Source organism: Noviherbaspirillum album, assembly GCF_035916955.1.
Classification (GTDB): Bacteria; Pseudomonadota; Gammaproteobacteria; order Burkholderiales; family Burkholderiaceae_D; genus Noviherbaspirillum; species Noviherbaspirillum album.
This window is the reverse complement of record NZ_JAWIIV010000045.1, coordinates 22,571-43,927: the sequence shown is the minus strand read 5'-3', so window position 1 is coordinate 43,927 and position 21,357 is coordinate 22,571. Positions and strand designations below refer to the sequence as shown.

The window sequence follows — 21,357 nt, the reverse complement described above, 5'->3', positions numbered from 1 at the left end:
TCTCGCAGCGGGTGTACGTGATGGGTCACGGCGCGATCGTGTTCGAAGGCACGCCCGACGAGCTGCGCGCGAATGCGGCCATCCGCAAGGAATGGCTGGAAGTGTGAGAATCCGACGTGCTCTACGCTGCTGAATCCGGATTGCTCAAGGTGTCGCAGGCAGTTCGGATACTTCAACGGCAAGGTTTGCCGGTGTGATTGGCAGGGCTCTCGAACCGGTTGTTCATGCCAGCCAAACGAAAGGGCTTTCCCTGACGAGGATTGCCCACAAAAACGAAAAGGGCTGAACTCGCGCTGTCGCAAGTTGAGCCCTCCTCTGAATACGGTACCACGCTCGGATTGTACATTTACAATCAGAAAATTAACAAGGCTCTATCGCAGTATTTGTTCGCGCGATTGAAAATTTTTTCGCCGAACAGGGAATCGGGAAACTTCGAGGTCTCACTGCCACAGCTCGGCGTGGATGCTCGTCACGTGCCGGGTATCGACGGCCCCATTTTTTGCCAAACCTCAAATTCACGCGGGACTCCGCGCAAGTGCCTTTTTCAGGAACGGTCCGGTCCGGCTTTGCTTCGATGCCGCGATTTTTTCAGGCGGACCTGCAGCCACGACGCGGCCACCTTCATCGCCCGCACCCGGCCCGATGTCAATGACCCAGTCGCTCGCCGCCAGCACACGCATGTCGTGTTCCACGACAATGACCGTGTTGCCCGACTCGACCAGGCGGTCGAGCTGCAGGATCAGCCTGTCGACATCCGCCGGATGCAAGCCTGTCGTAGGTTCATCGAGGACATAAAGCGTCTTTCCGCGCGAGGCACGCTGCAGTTCAGTTGCCAGCTTGATGCGCTGCGCTTCTCCGCCCGACAGTTCGGTTGCCGGCTGACCAAGGCGCAAATAGCCTAAGCCGACTTCACGCAAGGTGTTCAAGGGGCGCTGTATAGCCGGTTCGTCCGTGAAAAATTCATGCGCGGCGTCCACCGTCATGGCCAGAATGTCTGCGATGCTCTTGTCACGGTATTTGATCTCCAGCGTTTTGGCATTGAAACGCGTTCCATGACAGGTCGGGCAGGGCGCATACACGCTGGGCAGGAAAAGCAGTTCGACCATGACGAAACCTTCGCCTTCGCAATTCTCGCAGCGGCCCTTAGCCACGTTGAAGGAAAATCTGCCTGCGTCATAGTGCCGCGCGCGCGCGGCGCGAGTGGAAGCAAACAATTTCCGGACATGATCGAACAGACCGGTGTAGGTGGCGAGATTGGAGCGCGGCGTCCTTCCGATTGGCTTTTGGTCGACCGTGACAAGCCGTTTGATCTCTTCCATTCCTTCCGTTATCCGGCCGTCCAACGTGACGGGAAGCGCATCCTCCAAGGCGTCGCCGTCCACGGATTCGGACGCAGGCTCGTGCCCCAGTTGCCCCGCAACCAGGTCGACCAGCACCTGGCTGACCAGACTGGATTTTCCGGAGCCGGACACGCCGCTCACGCTGGTTAGCACGCCCAGGGGAAACGCGACATCGAGTTTCTCAAGGTTGTTGCGGGTTACCCCGGACATGCGCAGCCAGCCTTTTGGAGCACGGACGCTGCGCGGATCAGGGGCGCCGTCCGCGAACAGATATCGCCGCGTATGCGATTCACTGACTTTCGCCAAGCCCGCCGGAGGTCCGCTGTACAGGAGCCGGCCGCCATGTTCGCCCGCCTCCGGGCCGACATCGACGATCCAGTCGGCCTGGCGGATAACCCCTAGCGCATGTTCGACGACGAACAGGGAATTCCCCGCCTGCTTCAAGCGGCCGAGCGCTTCGAGCAATGCCTGCGTATCCGCCGGATGAAGTCCTGCCGAGGGCTCGTCCAGCACATACACCACTCCGAACAGATTGGAATGGACCTGAGTCGCCAGCCGCAGCCGCTGCAATTCGCCGGGAGACAGGGTCGGCGTGCTCCTTTCCAGGTTCAGGTAGCCAAGCCCCATTGCGAGAAGGACCGACAGTCGCGCGACAAGGTCCGCGGCAATACGCTGGGTCACGATGGCCTTTTCCGGGTTCATTGCAGCCATCTTTTCCCGGCCAGCGTTTCTTCCTTCCGCATAGGCGCCGAGTATCGCCACCAGGTTCTTGAGCGGGATCCTGGAGAATTCGGCGATGTCATAGCCGGCAAACTTCACGGAGAGCGATTCGGGCCGGAGCCGTTTTCCCTTGCACAAGGAACACTCGGTGCCCACCATGTATTGCGACACCCGTTTCTTCCTTGCCGGGCTTTCCGTGTTGGCAAAGGTGTCGAGCACATACTTCCTGGCGCCGGTGAACGTTCCCTGGTAGCTCGGCGTATCCTTGCGCTTCAGGGCGCGCCGCACTTCCTCCAGGCTGAATCCCGCATACACCGGCACGACAGGCTGTTCATCGGTAAACAATATCCAGTCGCGATCCTTCTTTGAGAGTTCGCGCCAGGGACGATCGATGTCGAATCCCAGCGTGGTCAGGATATCGCGCAGGTTCTGTCCATGCCAGGCGGTCGGCCATGCCGCAACCGCGCGTTCGCGTATGGTCAGCGAATCGTCCGGCACCATCGAGCGTTCCGTCACCTCATAAACCCGCCCAAGCCCATGGCAGGTGGGGCAGGCCCCTTCCGGCGTATTGGGCGAAAACGATTCGGCGTAGAGAAGCGCTTGCTGCCGGGGATAGTCGCCGGCGCGCGAGTACAGCATACGCAGCGAGTTCGACAGGGTGGTGACGCTGCCCACCGAGGACCTCGTGGTTGGAGCGCCGCGCTGCTGCTGCAGCGCAATCGCCGGGGGCAATCCGTCAATGCTGTCCACTTCCGGGACGGGCATCTGGTGAAAGAGACGGCGGGCGTAAGGGGATACGGATTCGAGATAGCGTCTCTGGGCCTCGGCATAGAGAGTTCCGAATGCCAGCGAGGACTTGCCCGATCCCGATATGCCGGTGAAGACCACGAGCGAATTTCTGGGAATGTCCAGATCGATGTTCTTGAGATTGTGCTCGCGCGCTCCCCGCACGCGAACATGGCCGGATATTTCACTTCCGGCAGGCGTAACTTCAATCTGACTATCCTTTTTGCGCATGCAAGTTAATCCTGATGCTGATGTAAAGCTGACAATGAAAATGGGACTGTTGAAGCCGTGAATTAGTTCTTGGCTATACCGGTACCTTCCGAAGGCTGCCGGACGGTTACGCAGGAGTAAACATGACAAAGTGTGCGGCATTGCACTTTATACAGACCGGCGCTCCGCTTAAGCCCGACGTCCGCCATTCAGCGATGGTCCTCCCGCGCCACAATTAGCGCATGTCTGGGAGCGTTCTAATTTGGCCTGGATTTTGCTCTGTCCATTCCTGTACTTGAACGCTATCTCATGCATTTTTCACAGGAGCAATAGATGGGACTGATTTCGACAATTCTTATCGGCTTTATTGTAGGTTTGCTTGCTCGGGCCCTCACTCCAGGCAAGGACCCGGGCGGCTTCATCGTCACGACTCTCATCGGAATCGCCGGCTCTTTGCTTGCAACGTTTCTTGGAAGATCGCTCGGCTGGTATCAGATTGGGCAATCCGCAGGTTTCTTCGCAGCTCTGATCGGAGCGATCATCCTGCTCGTCGTGTATAGAATGTTCCGTCGAAAATCGTACTGATTCTTGCTCGCTGTCGATCCGCATCCGCGCGGACTGATCCTCAAGCGCGTTCGGCGTTTTCGCTGCGCCGGATTATGTATCAATAGAAGTGCATTCGACTCCTTATCGGCTTGGCTGAAGGCATGGCCGATATTCGGCGGCGGCGTCTAATACATGCTACGCAAGGAGGGACTGCCCATTGAGCGTGGCGTCGTTGTGGAGCATGTAAGGTTTGCATTTGCCGGGTGCGGATATTGAGCTGCGATTTCCAGCGTGGCGGGAACTGACATGCAAACAAAGAAATTCATCGACCGGAACGGCGATGAACCCGGAATCCCCGTTCCTACTGCAATGGAGGCACTCCAGATGCTGCGCGTGATCATACGTGCGGCACAGCGCCATTCCTCCCTGATCGAACAGCATTGCGGGGTATCGGGTGCTCAGTTGTGGGTGCTGCAGGAAGTGCATGAACGGCCCGGCTTGAGAATAAGGGACGTCGCGGAGCGGCTCGCCATCCAACAGGCGACCGCAAGCAACCTGGTGGATGGCCTGGTCAAAAAGGCGTGCATCGACAAGCTGCGCGATCCCGATGATCTCCGCGCTACCAAGCTGGTGCTGACCAAACACGGCAAGACGGTGTTGGAGTGCGCTCCTGTTCACCAAAAAGGCTTGCTTCCCGATGCACTTGCGAAGCTCAACGATGATCAGTTGCTACATCTTGTCAAGGGACTGCACGCGTTGCTGCTTACCATCGACGACCAGGACTACAGCACCGCGCTAATGCCGCTTCCGTTTACACTTTGACTTGCAGCGTGCGGTAAAGGCTTTTGCATGGCCATGTATTCCAATAAGGAGCCGAAGTTTGGTTGCGGCATGCTGAAACAACGGATTTCCGCTCAGCCGGCCACCGCGACTTGTCGGAACTATAGGCTTTGTCCGCACCGATGTCGTGCTTATTCGATGAGCACGATCGATGCAGCAATAATGGCGGGCTTGCCCGTGTATCGTTCGGCCAGTCCGGTTCCTGAATCCCGGGATGCCTCGTGCCTGAAGTCCTCCGCTTGCAGGATACGCACCGTCCCTGTGACTTTCACTGTCCGGTCGCGCCATGCGCGATCAAAACCCAACAATGCCAGAGGCTCATTGGAAACCACGAGAATGTCGTTGTCTATTCCTCCGGCAAAAAGCTGTTGCTCGTCCAACCGAATGGACCAGGGCGAATAGATTTCTTCCACCTTGCTGTTGACCGCAACGTTTCGTCCTTCATATCCTCGCGGGTTACGCGCGATATCGGCCACCGTGGTGTTGATCGCCGTATCGACAGGATCGGGAGACGTCTTTTGGGAAACGTGGAGGCTGGTTCTCTCGGATTGCGCACTGGAAGGTTCCACGCGGGCGCCTGTCCGGGCCTGCGCACTTAGCGGTTGTCCCGCGAATGCGAGGGCAAGATAGGCTGCCATCGCGTTAAAGACAACCGCATGCCTGTGTGGGGACTGAAACATGGATTTCTCCGGCTTTTCAGGTTCGTATCGAATTGGACATGTGATTTGCGCGGCGAAGTCGGGGCGGGGCCCTGCATCGGTCCTCGCTTCATCCATCACTCCCTGTCTTCTTGCACGGAGGCAGGCAATGTTTTGCTGCAAGACAGGAATCCGCGTTACAACCGTTTGATGACAAGAACGAGTGTATGAGTGTATAGAGACCGAATTAAGCGAAAGTTAAACGGTAATGATGCTCCGCGCGCGTTGCCCTGTTGCCCTGGGCTCGATCAGCCCCCTACGGCAGGCAGCAATATCTTCAGACGCGCAAACGCCTTAATTTTCATTTAACGGAGCATTCGTATGCTCTTACCGTGCAGCTTGGTTGAAACCCGATGCCGGCCGCAATCGCATTACTTGCCGTACTCGCGATACATGCAAGGTCCTGCCTGCACAGGACCCCGGCAAAATTTTCCTGAACCGTTCATTGATCTAGGAGGATGTCATGAGCAAGTCATTCAAACACCGACGCTTCTCGTTGCCTGCTTCATTGGCCGCACTCGCACTATCCCTTGTGTCCGTGCCGGGGTGGGCGCAGGGCAGCGGGGCGTCGGGCGCGAACTCCGGCGCTGCGGGCGGGTCCGCAGCGGTTTCAGGCACGCTGGTCTATCCAGCTTCACAGCCCGATCCATTACTGAACAATGGCTGCTGGGTGCAACTGATGGATAATGTCGACAAGCCGAAAGGCCGCGAGTACCTGACGATCGTCGGCGGCAAATATATGCCGGCGCTGGAGACTGCATCGGGTAAGAACTGGGCCGGACGCGCCGACGGAATCAGCGTCGGCCCCAATGCAACTGCCAAGGTCTATGCGGGACACGCCTATACGGGCCTGTCCGTGGTGCTTGAGCCAAACCAGATAGTCCAGGACTTGCGTGCCGACCTTGGTCCGGTGGATTCGATCGATTCCATGCAGATCGAGTGCCAAAACTCCTAGCGGGGTGAGTTGGAAATTTGTTGAAGGCAAATTTGACGGAATCGCGTCGAGACAGGGAAACAGGCGCAGCAAGGCCGAGGCCTTGAGCGCATTGTTGACGCCGTATCGACGCGATTCTCGTTCATCATCTGATCAAGAAATTCATAATTCGCGCCGCTAGAGCGTTTTCGCCCTGACCGGCCTAGCCGAGGCCGAGGCAGATTGCCGCTGGAACAGGGCGTGACGACGCGACATGGCCAAGCCATGGCAAGGAGTCACAACGCAGTACCGGCGGCAATCTTTGCGGGATCGGCAGGCAGCTCAGGATGAAAACGCTCTAAGGTTTCAAACGACTTTCTTCCGTCGACTTCCCGCTGGCGGCCGACGGCACCGATCTTCTCTCGCCAAGCGAATCGAAACGCCGGTTGTAGAACAGGTTGAGTCCCGCCACCGTGCCGCCGCGCAGCACGATCTGCCAGTATCTAGTCAATTCGTAAGTAAGCTTGAGCACGCTCTCCGCACCCGATAGGCTTTGTTCATAGCCGATGAACAGGCGATCGGTGAGTTCCTTCCCCAGATTGACGACCTGATCGGAGCCGAGACCCGACTCGCTGGCGCCAATGGAAAATTCGTCCAGTCCGAAGCCCTTGGCGATGCGCGCTCCGCCGAACTTGTTGAGCAGGCCGAGTGCGGCACCTTTCGCGGCACTCTGGGCCTGGCCTTGCGCACCGCTCCCGCCGCTGCGGCCGAAGATGAGCCAGGAAAGCTTTTCTTCCTCTGCAACGTTGGGTTCGGATACCAGCTGCACCCGGGGTTGCGAGACGGTGCCGGTGACCTGCACCCCGGCGGCGACCTCCTGATTGCGCCGCATGGCGAGAATGTTGAGGTTGGGATTGGCGAGCGGCCCCTGGAAAGTGATGATGCCCTGCTCGACTTCAAGCTCGGTGCCGAACGCCTCGTAGGTTCCCTCGACGATACGCACCGTTCCAAATGCCTGCGGCGACTCGCTCGGCTCGCCGACTACCCGCACCGTTCCCACCAGACGAAGGTCGGCTCCCGCGCCGGCGAAACGGAAGTTGTCGCCCAAACCGACAGTCACATCGATGCGGGGCGCATAAGGACTGGCCTTCGGCGCTTCCCCGGCCACGGGTTTTTCCGGCGGGGGCTCGTCGCCGCGAATCACGACGACGTCTCCATCAAGCTTGGGAGCGGATTTTTCCGGGAGGCTGAACAATGCGCGGTCGACGATAAATTTGCCGGTAACCTGCATCTGCTCGTTGAGCCGTGCTGCAGTGGCTTGCCCCGAGAGGGTCAGCTGGCCCGATGGGCTGGCCAGCAGCTGCAGCTTGTCGGCGGTAATGTTGGCTTGCAGGCCCTGGCTTTCATCGAAAAGGGGAATGCGCCCGGTCATGGTCAGCGTGCCGTCGCCGCCGCGGAATAGCACCTGCTTCAGGTCGATCACATTGTCGTCCACCACGATGCGTGCGATACCGTCACTCAGGCTCACGCCCTGCTCATACAAGTTCAACGCCAGCTGATCGCCGTTGATGGTGCCCGACAATCGAGGCTCGGCCAGCGACCCCTTGATGCCGATATCGAAGCCGACCTGGCCGTTGAGCGCGATCCGCGGGCCGGCCAACGCGGCGATATCCGACAGCTTCGGAATCGATGCGGTGACACGGCCTTCGACCGCGGCGTCGGGTGCCACGGTCCAGCTTCCGTCCTGCTGCTGCAGTGCGATCGTGCCATTGCCTTCCAGCGAACCGATCCGGCGCGCCCTGGCTTGCGTCGTCAGGGCGACTTTCTGTCCCTGCAGGTCGGCGCGCAAGGACAGTGCTTCCAGTCCCAGCGTGCGGCCGGCAACCGGCCCTGGCAGGTTGATGTCGCCGCTGCGCCGCTCGATTCGCAGATAGCCGCTGGCCGTATCTGCCAGGGCGAGATCCCAGCTGCCGTCAAGAACAAGATTGGTCTGCAGAGGCGGCTTGTTGCCGGTAATCTGCTGCTGCAGCGCGAGCACGCGTCCCACGTCCAGCGCGGAAAAACCGCCTTCGCTGCGCAGGCGGCCATTGGCGTAATCGAGGCCCTGCAGGTCGATGCGGGCCTGGGCGAACGTCAGGCGGGCGGCACCGACCGTAACGCGGCCTGGCGCGACGCTGAGTGTCACCGGCGACTCGAGCAGGAGCGCGGGCAGTCCGCGGTTTTCCATGGTACGGACCGTGCCGTCCCACAGGTAACCCTGATTCCCCCGCTGAAGATTTCCCTGCGCCGCCAATGTCATGTCGAGCCGCGCTCCGCGCATGCGGCCGTCAGCCTCCAGCCGCGCCGTGTGCTGCGTATAGCGGCCATTGACGGCGGCATTGATACTGTCGAGACGGAGTTCGCCGCTGCGCAGGTCACGCGCCGTAAGGTCGAGCACGATGCCGGCATCCGGCGCCGATCCGGGAAGCCCGTTGACCTTCGCGCTGCCGTCCAGCAGGGCCAGCCTGTGCGCTCCGGCAGTCAAACCCTCGGCGTGATAGCGGGCGTCGACACGGGGATTCTCGATTGTGCCGCCCAACTCGCCGCTGGCGCGCAGCGACCCCGACAAGCCATAGCCCAGCCGTCCGAGATGCGGCGCATCGGCATTGAAGGCAAGCCGGTCCGATGGCTGCCCGAAACTGCCTTTGAGGCTGACGTCATTGCCCGCGATCGATATCCGTGCATCGCTGGGCAGGATACGCTTGCCCTCGAATTGCACCAGTCCGCCGCCGGTGAGGGGCAGGCCTGCGTAGCGGCTATCCTGTACATCGAAGCTGACCTTGGCCGCCGGTTCCGGCGACAGGCGGCCGTCGGCCTTGAACTGCATATTGATGTTGGCATCGATTTCCGCTACCCGGGCGCGGGTCTTCGCGTCGATCTGCGCAGGCCGGACATTGGCCAGCACCAGAGCCGGATCGAACTTGCTGAGCGAGCCGGTGAACGAGAACGTCGAGGGCTCGCTGCGGGCCAGGCTGCCCTTGATCGCCAGCGCGGCCGGACCGGTGCCCAGCCGTGCGGAGTGAAGCGTGACAGTACCCGGATCGAGCGTCGCGTCGGCGCGTGCCGACAGCTTGGGCCCGACGAGGTCGAGCCGGACTGTCTGGGTTTCGTCCTTGAGCCCGATATCGATGGGCCCGGACATCGCCGTGGTGACGAGGGCGCCGTGCAAGGCATGCAGATCCAGTCCCGAAGCGCGGAATGCGAATTCGCCGTTGCCGCCGCTGCGCAGTTCGCCGCTGCCCTCCAGCGTGGCATCGCCGGACAGGCTGGCCTGGAAACGCTCCAGCCTTTGCCGTTCGGCGTCCAACCGGACGTCGGCGCGCAGGGACTTGAGTGGCACGCGCGCTGCATCGATCGGTCCCGCTTCGGAATTCCTTACCTCGACCGGCCCCGCCACCACGAGTCCGGATTGATTGCCGCTATCCGCCGCTGGCTTTAGCGCGGCGTCGACATCAATCTTCGCCTGCGGCCATTCCGGATTCAGCGCGCGCGGGTCGAAACCCCGGATGCGAACCTGCGCCTGCCGCAGCGGCACATCGGCAAACGGGGTTGCCTGAATGTCGGCATTGCCGTCAAGCCCCGCGCCGTTGGCAGTCAGCCTGACCGCGAGGTCCTGCAGGCTGCCATCGAGATTGGTGTTGACTGTCACCGGCTGGTCACGGTATTGGGTAGCAAGGCTTGCCGTACCCTTGATCGGAAACGGCTGTTCCCCGGTCAGCTGGAATTCGCCTTTTGCCGTGCCGTAGGGCGTGACGGCATTCCGCAGCCGCAACTGATGGTGCACCTTGTCGGAACTGGCGCTGAGGCGGATATCCGCATAGCGGCTGTCCGTGCCTCCCTGGTGCAGCAGCACTTGCTGTATCGCTGCCTGTTCGAGTTCGAGCCTGACCGGCAAGGCGATCCGGGCAGGGAGTTTCGTGGGTTCCGTATCGGGAGGAGAGGGCGCCAGCGTCGCGTCCACCGTACCGATCTCCAAGGAGCGGATGTGCAGCCCGGCCGGCGACCAGCTAAAGCGCCATGCGGCGTCGACGCGATCGATTTTTATCTGCTTGCTTTCGTCTCGATAAGCGACATTGCGCAGCCGCAAGCCATCCGACAGCGTGCCTCCCTGGAATTCGCCGCTGAGTTCGCCCGGCACGAACCGCCCGGCGTTCTCCCACAGCGTGCGGGCACCCCATTCGGTGCGCAGCAGCACGAAGGCCGTCGCGGCAAGCAGCACGGCCAGCAGGGCCAGGATCGCCACTATCCAGGTGAAGATGCGGCGCGCGCGTCCGGGGGAAGGTGCTGGCTTTTGCTGGTTGGCGGAAGGAGGATTTGCCGTCGATGACGTGTCTTGGATGCTCATGGTTGGAGGTCAGAAGGCGACGCCGAGCGACAGATGCGGGCGCAGGCGGTTTTCCTGGATGCCGTACGCGAGGTCCACGTTGACCCGCCCGACCGGGCTGCGCCAACGGGCGCCGATACCTACCCCGTGGAAAAAGGAGCGGTCGCTCCAGCGGTCGCTGGCCATGCCGACGTCATAGAACACGGCGCCGCCCCATTGCTCGCTCAACCAATGGACATACTCGACCCCGCCCGTCGCCACGTACCGGGTCGGATAGACGGTGCCGTTGCGCACGTTGCCGATGCTCTGGTAGCCATACCCCCGCACCGACTCGGTGCCGCCCGCACGGAACAGCAAGGAAGCGGGGATGGCGGCATTGCCGCCCTTGGTGATGACGGCGCCGACTTCGGCGCGCAGGATGACGAGATCGCGCTTTCCGATGGGAATGAATTCGCGCCCTCTGGCATAGAGACGGATGAAGGTCTGGTCGGTGAGCAATCCCTTCACCGCTGCACCGGCCTGCCAGGAAACGATGCGGCCCTTGCGTGGATTGAGCGCGTTGTCAACGTCGCGCCTGGTCTTGCCGATGCCAGCGACGAGCGCCTGGTGGTTGCCGGGCTGGACCACGACGTCGGCCGGTACTGGCGCACCGTCGATCTGCCTGAGTTGATCGCGGTAGTAGTCGATGCTGTATGCGGTATCGCGCTTGTCGGTATTGCGCGAACGGCGCACACCCACGCGACGGGTACGCAGATCCACGCCCTCAAGGGTAGTGCGCTCGGCCGACGCCAGCGCGCTGTCCACCCATGCCCCCGGCCTGGGCGGCAAGGCAAGTTCCAGCGAACCAAGCTGCCTGCGCTGCTCGATCCGCGCCTGCGCATTCAGCACCCAGGCGCGCCCGAACAGGTTGTAATGCGAATAGAGGCCGTCGAGATGGGCTCCCGTATCGGTGGTATAGCCGACGCCGCCGCGAATCTGCTGTGTCGGGAATTCGGTAACGCGCACCCGGACCGGGGCCAGATTTGCGCGGGCCGGATCGTTGTCGATGTTGACGACGGCATTGCTGAAGTAGGGCGTCCGCAGGATTTGCCTCTGGAATTCCAGCAATCGCTCCGTCCGGTATTCCTCGCCTGGTTGAAGCGGATTGACATTGCGGATAATGCTTTCCGGATATCGTTCGTTGCCCTCGACTTCCGTATTTCCCAGCGTGAAGACGGGACCGCTGTCATAGCTTATGTCCAGTTCGGCTTGCTGCTTGTCCGCAATAATGCGGGCCTCCGAGCGGGTGATGCGGGCGGCGGCGTAGCGATCCTGCTGCAGGATTTGCAGGCCCGCCTGCTTGGCATCCGCCCATTCTTCCTGGCGAAACGGGTCGCTCGGACGCAAGGGCCATGCATTCCGCAACGCATCCACTTGCTCAGGAGAGCGCTCGGGCGCTGCTCCCGTCACATCGATATTCAGATCCGATACTGTCGTCCGCGGGCCGGGGTCGACCGAGACATGAACAACCTGCGTCCCGCCATCGTCCTTGACGCTGACACGGGTCACAGGGGAAAAGTAGCCTTCGGTTGCCGCGAGACGTTCGACCTGGTCCGGGGTCGTGGCAACCATGAAGTTGAGCTGCGCCTCGTTGATATCATCACGCTCGCGAAAGCGAAACAACTCCAGAAACTCACGCAGCAAGCCCTCCAATGGCCGCGGTGCCTCCAGTTCCACGCGATAGGTCGGTGCGGCAGCCGCGGGCAGTGCGATGCAGGCTGCGCATGCCGCCAGAATCGCTGGCTTGGCGATCATGAAGGCGGTTGATTGCCAGGTAGGGAGATTCGACATGTTCCTCTGATATTGTAGGCTGCCATCGATGCGCGAAACGTGATGGAGCCCTGATTGTTCGAGAATGATGGACGTCATCCCAATAGGACCACGACAGTGCTCGTTGTGTTTAGTGAATTTGCAAGCATCGTTTGAGAAATTCCAAAAGCAATGAAGTTAAAGGCCTGCCGCCGTTCAGGACACGCGGGATGGCTGGCCGCCTGCGTTATCCGGTTCGGTGCGCTCATTTGACGGCCCACGCTTGGCACGAGGTCCCGGAAAAGTACGCGCGTGCGGCAATTGTCCGGCGCATTATTATCATCTGTATCGAAAACAGGCACCTCGGCGATGAGTATAAAGATAGCTGTTTCGGCTTGAACAGCGTCACCGTGGATTGCAAATGCCGAATTCGAGCAGAGGCGGGTGGCCGCATGCGGGCAGCCGGACGCGGTACGCGCAGCACCGTGGAATAGCATGCAACATGCGTAGCGTGCAATACAATGAGGTACATGCAAAATTCGCTGCACGCGGATTGAAACGGCTGCAGCTGCGCATGGTACTGCCCATTATTGAACGAATGCCTGCCAGCTCGGTTGGAGGCCTAGTACGGACGACAGCTGCATCGAACACGGCCAGCGCATACCCGAGCTAGCCATGGAGGTTGAAGTCGTCCAGAACATTTGGAAGGCATGGGCGCCTGGCCCGGAGCGACGATTCATTGCGCCGACGGAAGTGGCTGATTCCTTTGCGCTGCCTTCCCATTCGGCATCTAATCCCTATTGCCGGCGCGCCGGACCGGTCAAGGCCGTTTCTTGAGCTGCAGGTTGTTGACGACTCTGCTAACTCCAGGCACTTCCATTGCCGCCTTTGCCGCAGTATTTCTTTGCTGTTCGGAATCGACAAAGCCCGCAAGCGAAACGACGCCGCGATAGGTATCCACATTGATCATTGCGGCATCGGTAATCCCCGATGCTTTGGCGACTTCCGTCTTGACACGCGCTGTAATGGCCGCATCGTCGAGTGTTTGTCCGGTGGAACGCGAAGTCTGGCTAGGTGCACAGGCGGCCATCAGCATGGCCAGCAGCAATGCAATGAGCGGTTTGAGCATGTACATGTCGGTGTCCTTTAAAAATGGTGAGTGGTTTGGATACACGAAGCTTTTGGTACGCATCCAGCGTCTTGTTTCTTGTTATCGGCCGACACGGCGTTGCACTTTTCGTACCATCCAAACCTGCAGCGGTAACATGCCGATTCATTCCCCTGGTCGTCTCACTGAAGAAAATAGCACGTCGGCATTCAGCTGCGGTCGGCTGCAAGCGCCTTTGACGCTTATAAATTTTACAAAAACATGTAAATTACATCGGACCGAATCTGTTTATCCATTGAAATGTTCGGCAGCGGCAGTTTTCCAACTGGAAGAAGTAAAGCCGTTGCGCACGATGCAACGGGCCGCCGATAAGGTTTCTGTCCAGCGCTTGCGAAAAAAGTCTCGCTCTTATTCTTAATATTCGCTTAATCAAGACAGCGAAAAATTCAGCAATGATCTACTTGGTCAATCGATAGCAAAGCAGGTCATCCTGAAGTACGCCACACTGCCTTGGGCGATTCCGCCAAAGCTTCCGGATTGCGGAACGGTGTACAGCATGGCTCGTTCTAACGCTTTGCCCGAAGCGGCTGACAAGTACATCTATCCGGTAACGACATGGAGAACAGTATGCGGATTTTTCTCGTTGAGGATGACGCCATGATCGGCGATAGCATCCGGACCGCTCTTATACGGGAGAACTACATTGTCGACTGGGTCCGCGACGGGAAAATGGTGGAGACCGCCCTGTCGACCGAGCATTTTGATGTGGTTCTTCTGGACCTCGGCTTGCCAGGCAAGTCCGGCCTCGAAATACTGCGGAACCTGCGCATGAAGAAGAACAGCGTACCTGTAATCATCGTCACGGCGAGAGACGCGGTAGACGACCGCATCCGGGGGCTTGATGCCGGTGCCGACGACTATGTCATAAAGCCGTTCGACATGAACGAACTGGGAGCACGCATCAGGTCAGCCATGCGCCGCAGTAGCGGCAGGGCTGAACCCGATATCACCATCGGTGGCATTACGCTTTCACCGGCATCCCGGGAGATCTGGCGCGATGATGAACAGATTCATCTTTCCGGTAAAGAATACGCGATTGTCGAAGCTCTGATGCTTCGGCCGGGGAACATTCTCTCGAAGGCTCAGCTGGAAGAGCGCATCAATGGATGGGGCGATGAAGTCGAAAGCAATGCCTTGGAAGTGCATATCCATTCCATACGCCGAAAGCTTGGCAGCGAATTCATCAGGAATGTGCGCGGAGTCGGATATTTCATACCAAGGGCAAAATGCACCGCTTGAATTCACTCCGAGCGCAGCTATCCGTGTTTCTGGTCCTCGCTGCGATTGCAACGGCCGTGGCAATCGGCTATCTCACGTATCGCGAAACGCTGGAGCAGAACAAGCGCCTGATCGATTATCAGCTTCGCCAAACGGCCCTGTCCCTGCGCGATCAGGGCTCCGTCGACGATTGGCAGCCGGATTTCCTCGATGACGAGAAAAACGACGTGGTGGTCCAGATCTGGACGATCAAGGGGAATGTGCTTTACATGTCGCATCCTGGGATTGCTCTTCCGGACCGGGCCATTATCGGTTTCGAAAACGTGCAGGCGGGCGGGCAGCATTGGCGTGTTTACAGCATGAGGGGACGCGACCGCATCATCCAAGTCGCGCAGCCCTATCAGATCCGCCACGATCTTGCGGCAAGCGCGGCCCTGCATAGCTTGCGGCCTCTGATCGCATTCGCCCCCCTGATGGCCTTACTGGTCTGGCTGACGGTAGGCAAGGCGATGAGGCCGTTGAGGCGGCTCGAGAGGGAAGTTACGTCCAGGGGCGCGCGTTCGCTCGATCCGGTGTCGGAAAAGGACTTGCCCAGCGAAATTGTCCCGGTCGTGCAGGCGCTCAACAGCCTTCTTGCCAAACTCAAACAGGCATTCGACGGTCAACGCGCATTCGTAGCGGATGCCGCGCATGAATTGAGGTCGCCCCTGACTGCGTTGAAGCTACAACTTCATCTGCTGGCGAGCGCCCGGAACGAAGCAGATAAAGCCAGCGCCCTTTGCACCTTGAACGAGGGAGTGGACAGGGCGAGCCGCCTGATCGAACAACTCCTGACGGCGGCGCGCACCGAATATAGCGAAAACTCCTATCAGGAGGAATCGGTGAACCTGGCAGAGATGATGCGCCGGGTGATCGCGGAGCTGTTCGTGCTTGCGCAAAACAGGAATATCGACATCGGCATGGATGCCCCGGACACGCTAGACGTCCGCGGAGACGCCGGGCAAATATATATTCTGATACGCAATCTGCTCGATAATGCCGTCAGGTATACGCCCGAGAACGGCAGCGTTCAGGCAAAGGTGGAAACTAGCGGGGATAAGGCATGCCTGACGGTGGACGATAGCGGCCCCGGGATTCCGGCTGAAGAAAGAAAACGCGTGTTCAGACGTTTCTACCGCAGTCAGGGTACGGCCCAGAGCGGCAACGGGCTTGGTCTTTCGATTGTAAAGAACATCGTGCATCAGCATCGGGCGACGATCGAATTCGGCGATTCTGCGCTTGGCGGTCTGCAGGTAAAAGTATGCTTTCGCGCGATCACGTACTCGCAGGGCGGTGCCGCTAAGCCGCCTGTGCAGCAAATTGTTCATGAAACCCGGTGACCGTACCGTCGCTGCAAGGCTAATGTTAATTTTCACTTAATTCAGCTTATCTATGCTGCTCGTTGGCGGAATCGCCGATCGACCGACAGAGGAATACCATGCTTTCAAAGTCACTGTCTGCCATGCTGATCGGGGCAGGTCTTCTTGCTTCAAGCGCAGGTAACGCGGCTGACTGGAATCCATCCGAATGGTTTAGCAAGAAGACGGAACAGGCCAACGATGCCGGCTCGGGATCCAGGACTTCTCCGAAGGATCCGGTTGCAATGATTGCCGCGCCAAACTACAGGGCCATCGTCGAGCAATTCGGTCCGGCTGTCGTTGGTATCAGTACCGAGGCACGCGTCGATGCGGCTGAAAGCCGCATGCAGGAAGGGCGGCAGAACGACCCATTCTCCAAGTTCTTTCAAGCAATACCAGGGACGCCCGGCCGCATTCCCGACCCCGGCGGGTCGGTCCGCGGACAAGGCTCCGGCTTTATCGTGGAAAGCGACGGTCTCATTCTCACCAATGCGCAACTCGTGCGCGATTCGAAAGTCGTGACTGTGAGGCTGAGCGACCGGCGAGAACTCAAGGCCAAGGTATTGGGCAACGATCCGACGACAGACGTCGCAGTCCTTAAGATTGAGGCGACCCGCCTGCCGGTCGTTAATATCGGCAACCCGGAACGGCTGGGTGTCGGCGACTATGTGCTTGCAATCGGATCGCCGTTCGGCTTCGAGCAAAGCGCCGCGTCGGGCATTGTGAGCGCAAAGGGAAGAACGCTGCCCGGCGACAGTTATGTTCCGTTTATCCAGACTGACGTCGCGCTGAGTCCCGGCAACTCCGGAGGACCGTTGTTCGACGCCCATGGCAACGTCGTAGGCGTCAATAGCCAGTTTTACAGCCGTACCGGCGGTTTCCAGGGGCTAGCTTTGGCGATACCGATCGATGTCGCTCTAAAGATCAAGGAGCAGATTGTTGCCACCGGCAAAGTCAGCCACGCAAGACTCGGCGTGACGGTACAGGAAGTGACCCAGGCGCTGGCGGACTCGTTCGGCCTCGAGAAGCTGCAAGGTGCGCTCGTGTCAAGCGTGGCGCCGGAAAGCGCTGCACAAAAGGCCGGGCTGCAGCCGGGTGACGTAATTCTGAAATATAACGGAACGCCAATCAACCGGTCGAGCGACCTGACTGCGCAGATCGGAACCGCCAGGCCGGGCGATAAGGCGCAATTCGAAATCTGGCGCAACGGCAAGCGCCAGGCGATATCCACCACGCTACTGGCGGCGACAGGCGCGATAGATCAAAAAAGCACGCCAGAGAGCAGCAAGGCATCTCCCGAAGGCAGACTCGGCTTGACCGTCAGGCCGCTGACCCAGGACGAGCAAAAGGAAAGAGGAGTAAGCGGTGGTCTCATCGTCCAGCGGAGCGAAGGTCCTGCTGCCCGGGCCGGCATTCAGTCTGGAGACATTATCGTCTCGGTGAATGGCAACCCGGTCAGCTCGGTTGAACAGGTAAAGAAATTCGTCGACGACGACAGGAAAAATATCTCTGTTCTGATCAAGCGTGCCGGCCAGAATATATTTGTTCCGGTTCCGCTGGGATAGGCGGGCTTCAGGTAAGAACGCGCAACGAGATCCCTTGCCTTGCGCCGCCGGCATGAACCGGACTGCAGCCAGCGCAACGCCCGTGCGGCATCAATGAATGAATCAATCAATCAGGACCGCAACTTCACTCGAAACCCTCCCGTCATTCCGAAAGGAGACAGCATGCAACCTGAACCACGGCATAAACAAAGGATGCCTCAGCTACTGGCGATCCTCATCGCGTCGGTATTCTGTGCCGGATGGGAAACCGGCGCTCATGCAATGGACACCGAAAGCCCTGGCACCCCTTCGCAGGGGCGCGCCAAACCCACCCTCGAATCCGGTACGGGCAGAATGGCGAGCAATGAAGCAAACCGAGGCGGGAAGCCGCAAGCGCCGCAATCCGAAACACCCAGTGGAGGTATGCCCTCCTCTTATCTGATCATGCCATCCGAAACACTGGATGAGCAACCGGTGATAAAAAGCGGATGTTGGGCACGCATTTATGATGATCGGAATTTCACCGGCGGCGCGCTCACCTTGAGCGGTCCATTGTCGATGCCAAACATGCTTGGACCGTTTGGCATCAACTGGAAGAACCGCGTCAAAAGCATCGAACTGGGGAAAACCGCAGTCGTGACGATTTTCGATAATGTCGATTTCAGTCAGCAGATCGCATTGCTCGACGCAGGTAAGCGTATTCCCGACCTAAGCAAGGAAATGGGCTATTTCGACGACTTTTCATCGTTGAAACTGTCCTGCAGGACTTAGGGAAGCGTTTCCAGGACCGATTTTGCCGTGTTATACGAAGATGCCGATAACTCAAGCCGCCGGAAAGGATGTGTACTGCGCAAATCGCGGTTTTCGCGATCATCGTCGAAATCTTAATTTTCGCTTAATTCTAAGGCCCGACAATTCAGGAACTGCCTCTTGAGTGAAGCAGCGCGAAGCGGACGGCACCCGGCTTTCTGCCACTTGAAAGCCGAACCGGATCTTCGTATGCCCCACCTTTCTTCAGCCCCGCGAATGTGCGGGGTTTTTTTTTCCCTTTGGCACGTCGGGCGTGTCGGGATTCGGGCCGGCTCTTTGCTTCTTCCTTGTCACGCAGTACGGTGCAATTCCCTTATGAGTTATGGGAACTAACTGCTTAATTCTCGCTTAACTCTCCGTCGGTATTCTCTTCCCATACGCTTGCAGTCACGCTGTGCAGCGCTCGAGGAAGATGCCACGCATTGCGACTGGTATCGGAATCGGAAATTTGATGATCCGAAAATTTAAGGAGCACGAAGATGAATTCAGATAGAAGAAGTTGGACGTGTACCTTGTGTGCAATTGCGATTTCCGCAGTCGGTGCATCCGCGTCCACGATCGCCGCATCGCCATCATCCGCCTCAGACTCGTCGAAGTCGCAAACTCAGGTATTGTTGACCGACACGCAGCAGCAGGTCGCCGCCGCTACCCGGGTGGTTGACAAACTCGAATCGGATCCGAAAATGAGGAATCTGCTCGGCAAGGCCAAGGGCGTCTTCATCGTTCCGACCTATGCACGTGGCGGCTGGGGTATAGGCGCCCGTGGAGGAGAGGGGGTCATGCTGGTCAATAATAACGGGCAGTGGAGCTCTCCCGTTTTCTACAATTATGGGGGGCTGAGCGCGGGAGTACAGGCGGGGGCGGAAGTCGGCTCGGTCGCCATGCTGCTGATGAACGACAAGGCAGTCAATGAATTTACTAAAGAGAATAACTTTGCGCTCAACGCCGGTGCCGGGCTTACAATAGTCAACTATACGGGAAAGGCACAGGCGACCGTTGACAATGGCGATGTCGTGGTCTGGTCCGATACCAAAGGGGCGTTTGCGAATGCCACCATTGGCGTTACCGATATCCATTACGACGATGGCGACAATCGGGAATTCTACCGGACACAGGTATCGGCAAAGGACATCATTTCCGGAAAAATCGGAGAGTCAAAGGGCAAATCTCTCAAACAGGCGTTGTCCAATCTGGAGCCCAGCCCGATGAAATCGTCGGGTGATTCCGGGAATACCGGATCGGTCGACTCAGCAGCACCGGCGAAATGACGGGCAAGGCGCACGGGATATGGCGCACGGGATATGTGAACTGCTTGTCCCGGGCGCCATCCGACAAAACTCAAGTCAAGCTTGTCCAAAGTCGGTATAGAACGGGCAGGTTGGAGCCACAATTTCGGAGAGAGAATCATGTTTATATCGAAACTGGCGGCGGCCGCCGCGTTCGTGGCGGTGATCGGTGCCGCGAACTCACATGCATCGCCCGCCTCGGAAGGCGCTTCACATTCCAGTCAGGCGGGTGGCAGGCACGAGAACACCGATACCGCAGGCGGGCAGGAACGCTCGATGGCGACCGGAACGCTCGCTGAGTGCCGTCCATCCAGCGTGAACTGCCCCGCGGCCGATTCAAGCGGATCCTCGGTGATCACGACGGATTCGATGCCCATCGGCAGTACCGGTGACCGCGGGAAGACCATCAGCGAGTCGGATTATCCGACCAGCGTGGGTTCGGGCTCAATGGGCAGCGGCGTTACCGGTTCACCGGTTGGCCCTGCCCCCGGACCGACAAACGGTATTGGCAGGTAGCGGAAGGACCGGCGTACATCGATATGTACGCCAGTCTGCCAGGCAAATGCCTCGATACACAGCGGATTCTATGAGTGCCAACAATGATGCTGTCACTAGAATCAGGGGGCAGGTATGAAAACTGGCCGGATATGTTATTGCAATTGCGTTTGCGTGCGCGTTTGCGGTCGACATCTATTTGGCCACGTCTCGTTGGAGGAAGAATTATGAAAATCTTGCTTTGGTTGGTAGTTGTTATCTTCCTTATCGGGGTACTGGTCATCAGCGGTGTGCTGAAGTTGATTTTCTAGCCGGGCGAGGAAAGTCCGGCGCCGGGCTTGCATGGCTTCATCGGACCCTTCAAACAAACGGGTACTCATGGGTCTTTGTTAAATTTGCGTCCGCGAATGCGGTAGTGATGTCACGTTAAGGATGGATAGCATGCGACTCCGACTCTTCTATTCAGTGCAGAGAGCACTTGCAGTGTTTTTGCTTGCCACGTTTGGCTTGCTGTGCTGGCGTGAAGCGGCGGCAGCCGAAGCGCCCGATGAACTTGTGCGCCGAATCAGCAGCCAGGTAGTCGATATTGCTAGGACGGATGAGGCGGTCCTGCGGGGCAATCAGCAGCGGATCCTCGCACTTGTACGGCAACATTTGCTGCCTCATATCGATTTCGAACGCATGACCTCCCTGGCGGTAGGACGTTACTGGCGCAATGCGACTCCGCAGCAGCGAGATCGCCTGACCGAGGAATTCCGTGACTTGCTCGTACATGTGTACTCCGGCGCCATTGCGCAGGTGAAGGACAAGAAACTTGTGTTCAAACCCCTGCGCGGCGATCCTCGCAGCGGTGAGGTCATAGTCCGCTCCGAAGTGATCCAGAAGAGCGGCGCGGAGCCGATTGAACTGAACTATCGACTCGCCAGCGGGCCGTCCGGCTGGAAGATCTATGACGTCAGCGTGCTGGATGTATGGCTGGTTCAATCTTATCGCGGCACCTTTGCCAGTGAGATCGGCCGCGACGGAATCGATGGCTTGATCAGGACGCTGGACGCGAAGAATGCCCAGCTTGCCAGCAAGAGTCGCGTAACCACGAAAGAGTCGACGGCAAGCGGTTCCTGAATGGGCTGCATGATGTGCCTAATGTTGTTCTAAGCTTCAGAGGTTAGAATTCGCTGACAAACAATAGGGCCGCACCCCGGATTTCCGTCGTGCGGCGAATTGAGTGCCCGCCG

The 21,357-nt window shown here is 58.9% G+C and carries 15 protein-coding genes and 1 pseudogene; 11 read left to right on the top strand and 5 right to left on the bottom strand.

Annotated elements, in window-relative coordinates; genetic code table 11:
- Positions 1 to 107: pseudogene (locus tag RY831_RS28985) on the top strand (ABC transporter ATP-binding protein); the annotation flags it as partial.
- A gap of 408 nt (positions 108 to 515) precedes the next feature.
- Here the strand turns inward: RY831_RS28985 and uvrA are convergent.
- Entirely contained in the window at positions 516 to 3,077 is a 2,562-nt protein-coding gene (uvrA, locus tag RY831_RS28980; RefSeq protein ID WP_326509812.1) for an excinuclease ABC subunit UvrA, read from the bottom strand.
- A 312-nt stretch (positions 3,078 to 3,389) separates the two neighbouring features.
- Between uvrA and RY831_RS28975 the strand changes: the two genes are divergently transcribed.
- Together RY831_RS28975 and RY831_RS28970 are read left to right on the top strand one after the other, a co-directional pair.
- The gene (locus tag RY831_RS28975; protein ID WP_326509811.1) at positions 3,390 to 3,641 is read left to right on the top strand and encodes a GlsB/YeaQ/YmgE family stress response membrane protein; all 252 of its coding nucleotides are present in this window, start codon (positions 3,390 to 3,392) and stop codon (positions 3,639 to 3,641) included.
- A 267-nt stretch (positions 3,642 to 3,908) separates the two neighbouring features.
- On the top strand, positions 3,909 to 4,424 hold the full coding sequence (locus tag RY831_RS28970; protein ID WP_326509810.1) for a MarR family winged helix-turn-helix transcriptional regulator: 516 nt from the start codon (positions 3,909 to 3,911) through the stop codon (positions 4,422 to 4,424).
- Positions 4,425 to 4,573: 149 nt separating this feature from the next.
- Here the strand turns inward: RY831_RS28970 and RY831_RS28965 are convergent, their stop codons facing one another.
- On the bottom strand, positions 4,574 to 5,122 hold the full coding sequence (locus RY831_RS28965; protein ID WP_326509809.1) for a hypothetical protein: 549 nt from the start codon (positions 5,120 to 5,122) through the stop codon (positions 4,574 to 4,576).
- A gap of 481 nt (positions 5,123 to 5,603) precedes the next feature.
- On the opposite strand from RY831_RS28965, the gene RY831_RS28960 reads away from it, so the two are divergent.
- Entirely contained in the window at positions 5,604 to 6,095 is a 492-nt protein-coding gene (locus tag RY831_RS28960) for a hypothetical protein (protein ID WP_326509808.1), read from the top strand.
- A 316-nt stretch (positions 6,096 to 6,411) separates the two neighbouring features.
- Here the strand turns inward: RY831_RS28960 and RY831_RS28955 are convergent, their stop codons facing one another.
- The 3 genes from RY831_RS28955 to RY831_RS28945 form a co-directional block, all read right to left on the bottom strand.
- Positions 6,412 to 10,437: a translocation/assembly module TamB domain-containing protein gene (locus RY831_RS28955; RefSeq protein WP_326509807.1), complete on the bottom strand. Its 4,026-nt coding sequence runs from the start codon at positions 10,435 to 10,437 to the stop codon at positions 6,412 to 6,414.
- A 9-nt stretch (positions 10,438 to 10,446) separates the two neighbouring features.
- Positions 10,447 to 12,246, bottom strand: coding sequence for an autotransporter assembly complex protein TamA (locus RY831_RS28950; protein WP_326509806.1), 1,800 nt, complete (start codon positions 12,244 to 12,246; stop codon positions 10,447 to 10,449).
- Between the two features lie 778 nt (positions 12,247 to 13,024).
- Positions 13,025 to 13,339: a BON domain-containing protein gene (locus tag RY831_RS28945; RefSeq protein ID WP_326509805.1), complete on the bottom strand. Its 315-nt coding sequence runs from the start codon at positions 13,337 to 13,339 to the stop codon at positions 13,025 to 13,027.
- Between the two features lie 600 nt (positions 13,340 to 13,939).
- Here RY831_RS28945 and RY831_RS28940 point away from each other — a divergent pair.
- The 7 genes from RY831_RS28940 (at position 13,940) to RY831_RS28910 (ending at position 21,244) form a co-directional block, all read left to right on the top strand.
- On the top strand, positions 13,940 to 14,611 hold the full coding sequence (locus tag RY831_RS28940; RefSeq protein ID WP_326509804.1) for a response regulator: 672 nt from the start codon (positions 13,940 to 13,942) through the stop codon (positions 14,609 to 14,611).
- Between the two features lie 23 nt (positions 14,612 to 14,634).
- Positions 14,635 to 15,969, top strand: coding sequence for an ATP-binding protein (locus RY831_RS28935; RefSeq protein ID WP_326509803.1), 1,335 nt, complete (start codon positions 14,635 to 14,637; stop codon positions 15,967 to 15,969).
- Between the two features lie 98 nt (positions 15,970 to 16,067).
- Positions 16,068 to 17,552 (top strand): Do family serine endopeptidase, encoded by a 1,485-nt coding sequence (locus tag RY831_RS28930; protein WP_326509802.1) that lies wholly within the window; start codon positions 16,068 to 16,070, stop codon positions 17,550 to 17,552.
- A 162-nt stretch (positions 17,553 to 17,714) separates the two neighbouring features.
- Positions 17,715 to 18,302, top strand: coding sequence for a beta/gamma crystallin domain-containing protein (locus RY831_RS28925; RefSeq protein ID WP_326509801.1), 588 nt, complete (start codon positions 17,715 to 17,717; stop codon positions 18,300 to 18,302).
- Positions 18,303 to 18,820: 518 nt separating this feature from the next.
- Positions 18,821 to 19,609, top strand: coding sequence for a lipid-binding SYLF domain-containing protein (locus RY831_RS28920; protein WP_326509800.1), 789 nt, complete (start codon positions 18,821 to 18,823; stop codon positions 19,607 to 19,609).
- A gap of 138 nt (positions 19,610 to 19,747) precedes the next feature.
- On the top strand, positions 19,748 to 20,143 hold the full coding sequence (locus RY831_RS28915; protein WP_326509799.1) for a hypothetical protein: 396 nt from the start codon (positions 19,748 to 19,750) through the stop codon (positions 20,141 to 20,143).
- A gap of 420 nt (positions 20,144 to 20,563) precedes the next feature.
- The gene (locus tag RY831_RS28910; protein ID WP_326509798.1) at positions 20,564 to 21,244 is read left to right on the top strand and encodes an MlaC/ttg2D family ABC transporter substrate-binding protein; all 681 of its coding nucleotides are present in this window, start codon (positions 20,564 to 20,566) and stop codon (positions 21,242 to 21,244) included.
- Positions 21,245 to 21,357 lie beyond the last annotated feature (113 nt).

What these genes read in the sequence shown, in the direction of transcription:
- uvrA (WP_326509812.1), bottom strand. Translation starts at nt 3,077, where the DNA reads ATGCGCAAAAAGGATAGTCAGATTGAAGTTACGCCTGCCGGAAGTGAA.
- RY831_RS28975 (WP_326509811.1), top strand. Translation starts at nt 3,390, where the DNA reads ATGGGACTGATTTCGACAATTCTTATCGGCTTTATTGTAGGTTTGCTT.
- RY831_RS28970 (WP_326509810.1), top strand. Translation starts at nt 3,909, where the DNA reads ATGCAAACAAAGAAATTCATCGACCGGAACGGCGATGAACCCGGAATC.
- RY831_RS28965 (WP_326509809.1), bottom strand. Translation starts at nt 5,122, where the DNA reads ATGTTTCAGTCCCCACACAGGCATGCGGTTGTCTTTAACGCGATGGCA.
- RY831_RS28960 (WP_326509808.1), top strand. Translation starts at nt 5,604, where the DNA reads ATGAGCAAGTCATTCAAACACCGACGCTTCTCGTTGCCTGCTTCATTG.
- RY831_RS28955 (WP_326509807.1), bottom strand. Translation starts at nt 10,437, where the DNA reads ATGAGCATCCAAGACACGTCATCGACGGCAAATCCTCCTTCCGCCAAC.
- RY831_RS28950 (WP_326509806.1), bottom strand. Translation starts at nt 12,246, where the DNA reads ATGTCGAATCTCCCTACCTGGCAATCAACCGCCTTCATGATCGCCAAG.
- RY831_RS28945 (WP_326509805.1), bottom strand. Translation starts at nt 13,339, where the DNA reads ATGTACATGCTCAAACCGCTCATTGCATTGCTGCTGGCCATGCTGATG.
- RY831_RS28940 (WP_326509804.1), top strand. Translation starts at nt 13,940, where the DNA reads ATGCGGATTTTTCTCGTTGAGGATGACGCCATGATCGGCGATAGCATC.
- RY831_RS28930 (WP_326509802.1), top strand. Translation starts at nt 16,068, where the DNA reads ATGCTTTCAAAGTCACTGTCTGCCATGCTGATCGGGGCAGGTCTTCTT.
- RY831_RS28925 (WP_326509801.1), top strand. Translation starts at nt 17,715, where the DNA reads ATGCAACCTGAACCACGGCATAAACAAAGGATGCCTCAGCTACTGGCG.
- RY831_RS28920 (WP_326509800.1), top strand. Translation starts at nt 18,821, where the DNA reads ATGAATTCAGATAGAAGAAGTTGGACGTGTACCTTGTGTGCAATTGCG.
- RY831_RS28915 (WP_326509799.1), top strand. Translation starts at nt 19,748, where the DNA reads ATGTTTATATCGAAACTGGCGGCGGCCGCCGCGTTCGTGGCGGTGATC.
- RY831_RS28910 (WP_326509798.1), top strand. Translation starts at nt 20,564, where the DNA reads ATGCGACTCCGACTCTTCTATTCAGTGCAGAGAGCACTTGCAGTGTTT.